This is a genomic window from Variovorax sp. KK3, assembly GCF_001984055.1.
Classification (GTDB): domain Bacteria; phylum Pseudomonadota; class Gammaproteobacteria; order Burkholderiales; family Burkholderiaceae_C; genus Variovorax.
On sequence record NZ_LYVO01000151.1, the window covers coordinates 1 to 6040 of the forward strand.

General features: G+C 70.5%; 5 protein-coding genes. All 5 read left to right on the plus strand.

What is annotated here, in order from left to right:
- Nucleotides 1-506: GntR family transcriptional regulator (locus B0W80_RS33585; protein WP_077003472.1), on the plus strand; the 506-nt coding region annotated here is incomplete at its 5' end.
- A 90-nt stretch (nucleotides 507-596) separates the two neighbouring features.
- Nucleotides 597-1658, plus strand: coding sequence for an AI-2E family transporter (locus B0W80_RS33590; RefSeq protein ID WP_077003473.1), 1062 nt, complete (start codon nucleotides 597-599; stop codon nucleotides 1656-1658).
- A 123-nt stretch (nucleotides 1659-1781) separates the two neighbouring features.
- The gene (locus B0W80_RS33595; RefSeq protein ID WP_077003474.1) at nucleotides 1782-2222 is read left to right on the plus strand and encodes a DUF2141 domain-containing protein; all 441 of its coding nucleotides are present in this window, start codon (nucleotides 1782-1784) and stop codon (nucleotides 2220-2222) included.
- Nucleotides 2223-2232: 10 nt separating this feature from the next.
- Nucleotides 2233-3729, plus strand: coding sequence for a carotenoid oxygenase family protein (locus B0W80_RS33600; RefSeq protein ID WP_077003475.1), 1497 nt, complete (start codon nucleotides 2233-2235; stop codon nucleotides 3727-3729).
- A 124-nt stretch (nucleotides 3730-3853) separates the two neighbouring features.
- The coding region (locus B0W80_RS33605; RefSeq protein WP_143684906.1) for a galactose oxidase early set domain-containing protein at nucleotides 3854-6040 on the plus strand (2187 nt) is incomplete at its 3' end.

Consider the following 6040-nt stretch of genomic DNA (forward strand, 5'->3'; position numbering starts at 1 on the left):
TCGTGGTGGAGCCCTCGGCCGAGGAAGCGCGCGACGCCTTCTCGGCCCGCCGCATCATCGAAAGCGGCATCCTGGCCGAGTCGGGCGGCCGGCCCCTGGCCAAGGTGATCCGCAAGCTGCGCGAGCACATCGCCGACGAGAAGCGCGCCATCGCCGGCGCCGACGCCGCCACCCGCGCCTTCCTGCTGGCCGACTTCCACGTCTGCCTGGCCGAGCAGATGGGCCACCGGCTGCTGTGCGACGTGCTGCGCGACCTGACCGCCCGCACCACGCTGGCCGCCACCCTGTTCCAGTCGAAGCACGAAGCCGGCCAGTCCTGCGCCGAGCATGCGGCGATCGTGGCGGCGCTCGAAGCCGGCGAGACGGGCCGGGCACGGCAGCTGATGCTCGACCACATCGGCAACGTCGAGGAAGCGCTGGAGGCCGACGTGGCCGCCGCGCCGGCGGCCGACGAGCGGCTGCGCGCCACGCTTGCACCGGTTGCGCTGCCTCGGGCATCGCGCTGATCGGGCCCTCGGCCCGGTGCGGCCTGTCGGCTGCACGCGCCCGGCGCTGACATGGCCAGGCCTGCGCACTCGGCTACAGTCGGGCGGCCCATGAACTCACCCGAACTCCAGCGCAACGTCTTCCTCTTCCTGCTGGCGATCGTTACGGTCGCCTTCCTCTGGATCCTCTTTCCCTTTTTCGGCGCGGTGATGTGGGCGGTGGCGCTGGCCATCCTGTTCACGCCGCTGTACAAGCGGCTGCAGAAGCGCATGCCGGGCCGGCGCAATCTGGCGGCGCTGGCCACGCTCACGATCTGCCTGGTGATCGTCATCATCCCGCTCGCGATGATCGCGGTGTCGCTGGTGCAGGAGGCGTCGCTGGTCACCCAGCGCATCCGCACGGGCGAGATCAATTTCGGCGTGTACTTCCAGCAGATCCTCGGCGCCCTGCCCCGGTGGCTGACCAACCTGCTCGACCGCTTCGGACTCGGCAATGTCGAAGGCATGCTGTCGCGCTTCGGCCAAGGCGCCGCGCAAACGGGCCAGCTGATCGCCACGCAGGCCGTCAGCATCGGGCAGAACACCTTCGACTTCCTGGTGAGCTTCGCGCTGATGATGTACCTGCTGTACTTCCTGCTGCGCGACGGCGCCGAGCTGTCGAAGACGGTGCGGCATGCGCTGCCGATGGCGCGCCCGCACACGCACTTTCTGCTCAACAAGTTCACCACCGTCATTCGCGCCACCATCAAGGGCAACGTGGCGGTGGCCGCCACGCAGGGCGCTTTGGGCGGGCTCGCCTTCTGGGTGCTGGGCGTGCAGGGCGCGCTGCTGTGGGCGGTGCTGATGGCCTTTCTCTCGCTGCTGCCGGCCGTGGGCGCGGCGCTGATCTGGCTGCCCGTGGCGGTCTACTTCCTGGCGACCGGCGCCATCTGGCAGGGTGTGTCGCTCACGGTCTTCGGCGTGGTGGTGATCGGCCTGGTCGACAACATCATGCGTCCGCTGCTGGTGGGCAAGGACACGCAGATGCCCGACTACATCGTGCTGATGTCGACCGTGGGCGGCATGGCGCTGTTCGGCGTCAACGGCTTCGTGATCGGGCCGGTGGTGGCGGCGCTGTTCATGGCCACCTGGGACCTGTTCGCCTCGTCGAACGACCAGGACGAAGCGCCCTAGCCTGGTCTTTGGCGCCCGCCCGGTGCATCCGGCGCGGGCCTCCTGCATTTCGTCGCATCGCGCTGGGCAGCGGCCGGCGGCCGCGCGATCGTGTGGGCCTCTTCAACCCACAGAGGCCTCGACATGCACCCTCATGCCCCCACCGCGCGCCGCTCCGGCCTGCGCCCCCTGATCGCCGCCGCCCTGCTCGCGCCGCTGGGCGCGCTGGCCGCCGACCTGCAGCTCAGCGTGGTCGACGGGCCGGCCGTGCCCGCCACGCTCTACGTCGCGCTCTTCGACAGCGCCGAGAGCTACGCGTCCAACAAGATGCTGGCCGCGCAGACCGTGCCGATGAAGGAAGGCACCGCCCGCCTGGCGTTTCCGGGCCTGGCACCGGGCCGCTACGCATTGCGGGTGTTCGCCGACGAAAACGGCAACGGCAAGCTCGACACCAACCTGATGGGCCTGCCCACCGAGCGCTACGGCTTCTCCAACGACGCCAAGGGCAACCGCGCGGCGCCGGCCTTCGACGCGGCCGCCCTCCAGGTCGATGCCGACCTGCAGGCCGTCATCCACCTGCGCTGAAGGAGCCACCATGCAAAGACGCGAACTGCTGCGGCGCCTGGCTGCCGCCGGTGCGACACCGTGGCTGGCATCGCTGGCGCTGGCGAGCGAGCCGGACAACTGGCAAGCCGAATTCGACGCCGCCGACGCCCCGTGGAAGCTGGGCTTCGTCACGCCGGCGGCCGACCTGCCAGAAGCCGAGGCCGCGGTGCGCGGCCGCTTTCCCGATGCGGTGGCGGGCACGCTCTATCGCGTGGGCCCCGCCGGCCATGACCTGGGCGGCGAGCGCTACCACCACTGGTTCGACGGCGACGGCATGGTGCAGCGCCTGGCCATCGAGGGCACGCGGGTGCGCCACCAGGGCCGCTACGTGCAGACCCCGAAGCGCGTGGCCGAGGTGCGCGCCGGCCGCCGGCTGACCGAAGCCTTCGGCACCGTGCCACCGGGCGTGGAGCCGCCCACATCCGCCGACGCCATCAACGTCGCCAACACCAGCGTGTTGCCGATGGCCGGCGAGGTGCTCGCGCTGTGGGAAGGTGGATCGGCCACCCGCATCGACGCCCGCACGCTCGACACGCTGGGCCTGAAGACGTGGCGCGCCGACCTGGCCGGCATGCCGTTCTCGGCCCATCCCAAGATGGACCCGGACGGCACCGTGTGGAACTTCGGCGTCGGCAGCAGCCAGGGCCTGCTGGCCCTCTACGAGATCGCGCCCGAAGGCGCCCTGCGCCGCGCCGCCGTGGTGCCGGTCGACAACGTGCCGATGGTCCACGACTTCGCCGTGACCGAGCGGCACCTGGTCTTTCTGATGCCGCCGCTGGTCTACGACGGCAAGGCCAAGGCGCCCGGCATCACCTTTCTCGACGCGCACGTCTGGCGGCCCGAACTGGGCATGCGCGTGCTCGTCGTCGACAAGAAGGACTGGAACCGGCGCCAGACGCTCATGCTGCCCGCGGGCTTCCTGTTCCACGTGGGCAATGCCTGGGAGGAACGCCGTGCCGACGGCACGCGCATCCACATCGACTACGTGCGCTCCGACAACGCCGACAGCGTGTTCACCACCAACCGCGAGCTGATGCGCGGGCGCCGCGTGCGCAGCACCGAGCCGCACCTGACCGTGGCCACGCTCGACCTCGGCAGCGGCAAGGCGACGCAGCAGGTGCTGCCGCTGGACGCCGAGTTCCCGCGCATCGATCCGCGCCGCGTCGGGCTGCGCCACCGCCGCGTGCTGCACGCCACGCAGGTGACGAAGGAGCGACCAGGCTTCGCCGCCATCGCTTACACCGACGTCGAGACCGGCCGATCGCAGCGCTTCGTCTATGGCCCTCAGGCGATGGTCGAGGAGCACGTGTTCGTGCCCGACGGCCGCGGCGCCGGCTGGATCCTGGGCACCGTGCTCGACCTCGCGCAGAAGAAGACCGTGCTGTCCTGCTTCGCGGCCGATCGGCTGGCCGACGGGCCGGTGGCGCGCGCGGTGTTGCCACGGGCCTTGCCGCTGGGCCTGCACGGGGTGTTCGTGCGCGCCTGATGCCAGTTCTCGCGACCGCTGAAAAGGTAGTGATTACTTAGGACTTAGGGCCTACCTACATTGGTGGAAGGCGGGCGCGCGGGGCACCTATATAACTCGGCAGTTCTTACCCCAGGAGGGGGATATGCCAAGTGCCTCGCCGGACCCGCGTGCCTCTGGATTGAAGTGGATCGCCCTGTGGGCACCACTCGTCGTCACTGCCTGCGGGGGCGGAGGCGGCGGCGACGGTGGCATGGCCGGGCTGGCCGTCGCACCGGCAGGCGCATCGTCCGGCGTCGAGGTCGCGAAGGACGCCGCGCCGGCCCTGCAGGCGGGATCCGAACCGCCGGTCAAGCCATCGGCCATCAGCAAGGCCGTGCGTACGCTGGAAGACCTGGCCCGCCAGCGCGAGCTGGAACGCGACCGCGTGGCGCCGATCGACCTCGGCACCGGCCCTGCCGTCCAGCAGCCGCAAGCGGGTTTAGCCGCCGCAGCCGCGGCCGCGGCCGCACCGGTGGCCCCGAGCGTCGGAGGGCAGTGGGCCGCGCCGATCGCCTGGCCCATCAACGCCATCCACACGGTGCTGACGCCCGACGGCAAGGTCATGAGCTACGGCACCGACACGGCCGGCGCGCAAGGCGCGCAGCTCTACTACGACGTGTGGACGCCGAGCACCAACGCCCACAGCCTGCTCACGCACACCACCCGCACGGACATGTTCTGCAATGCGCAGACCGTGCTGCCCAACTCGGGCCAGGTGCTGCTGGCCGGCGGCGACACCCGCGGCGTGACGCCCGACAAGATCAACAACGGCGTGCGCGACGTCAACCTGTTCGACCCGTCGGCCGCCACCATCTCGCCCGGGCCGCCGATGCAGTACGCGCGCTGGTACGGATCGCTGGTGCCGCTGGCCGACGGCCGCATGCTGGCGCTGGCCGGCATCGACGGCACCGGCGCGGGCGCCGGCGTGCCCGAGATCTACCGGCCCACGCTCGGCTGGCTCACGCTGTCGCAGCAGCCGGACTGGCCGGCCGACTGGTTCTACCCACGCGCCGTGCTGGCGCCCAACGGCCGCGTGCTGGTGGCGAGCAGCAACAAGCTGTTCAGCATGAACACCGAGACGCCCTTCATCACGCAGATCGGCACGCTGCCCAAGACGCTGAACTCGGCCATGCCGTGGGCCATGTACGACCGCGGCAAGATCCTGCTGATCGCCGAGGACGGCGGCGCGATGATCGTCGACTTCAACGGCGCGACGCCCGTCGTCACCTCGGTACCCGGCCCGGGTCCGGATCGCATCTGGGGCACGATGACCGTGCTGCCCGACGGCAAGGTGCTGCTGACCGGCGGCTCGTCGGTGTACAACGAGCTGGTCGACACCGCCTTCACCGCGCTGATCTGGAACCCCGCCACGCAGGCGTGGAGCACGGGCAATTCCGCGCAGAAGGCGCGGCTCTACCATTCCAGCGCGATGCTGCTGCCCGACGGCACGGTGCTGTCGGCCGGCGGCGGATCGCCTGGGCCGGTGGTCAACCTCAACGCCGAGGTGTATTCGCCGCCCTACCTGTTCGACAGCAGCGGCGCGCGACGGACGCGGCCGCTGATCAACACCACGCCCTCGCAGCTCACGCTGGGCACCAACTTCCGCGTGACCGTCGCGTCGTCGCGGCCCATCCAGCGGGTGACGTTGGTGCGCACCGGCTCGGTCACACACTCGACCGACTTCGGTCAGCGCTTCCTGCAGCTTCCGTTCACGCAGGCCACCGGCAGCGCCAACGTCGACATCACGCTCAACGAGAGCCCGAACATCCTGCCCATCGGCTACTACCTGCTCTACGTGATCGACAACGCCGGCGTGCCCTCGGTCGGCAAGATCCTCAAGCTGACGGGCGGCATGACGAAGGCGGCCGACCAGGGCCGCTCGTTCACCCTGCCGGCGTCGACGGTCGTCGAGTTCGGCGAGGGAGGCAACTGGATTCCGAAGACGGTGACGGGCACGGTCAGCTGCAAGAGCGACTTCTTCGGTGGCAACCCCTCGCCCACCATCACCAAGAGCTGCCGGGTGCTCAGCACCAAGGCCGGCGGAGTGGTCCTCGGCAGTGCGGCCGCAACCACCGACCGCACGGTGGCCGCGCAGGGCGCGAGCTTCACGATGGCGAGCGCGACGCTGGTGAGCTTCGGCGTCGACCGCCGCTGGGTCGACAAGGTCGTGACGGGCGCGGCCACGTGCTCGGCCGCGTTCTTCGGCAGCGATCCGGCGCCGTCGGTGACGAAGTCGTGCGTGGTGGATTCGGGCGCGGCACCACCGGCGCCGCCTGCACCGCCGCCACCC

Excerpts from the sequence above, each read along its gene's own strand:
- B0W80_RS33590 (WP_077003473.1), top strand. The coding sequence starts at position 597 with ATGAACTCACCCGAACTCCAGCGCAACGTCTTCCTCTTCCTGCTGGCG.
- B0W80_RS33595 (WP_077003474.1), top strand. The coding sequence starts at position 1,782 with ATGCACCCTCATGCCCCCACCGCGCGCCGCTCCGGCCTGCGCCCCCTG.
- B0W80_RS33600 (WP_077003475.1), top strand. The coding sequence starts at position 2,233 with ATGCAAAGACGCGAACTGCTGCGGCGCCTGGCTGCCGCCGGTGCGACA.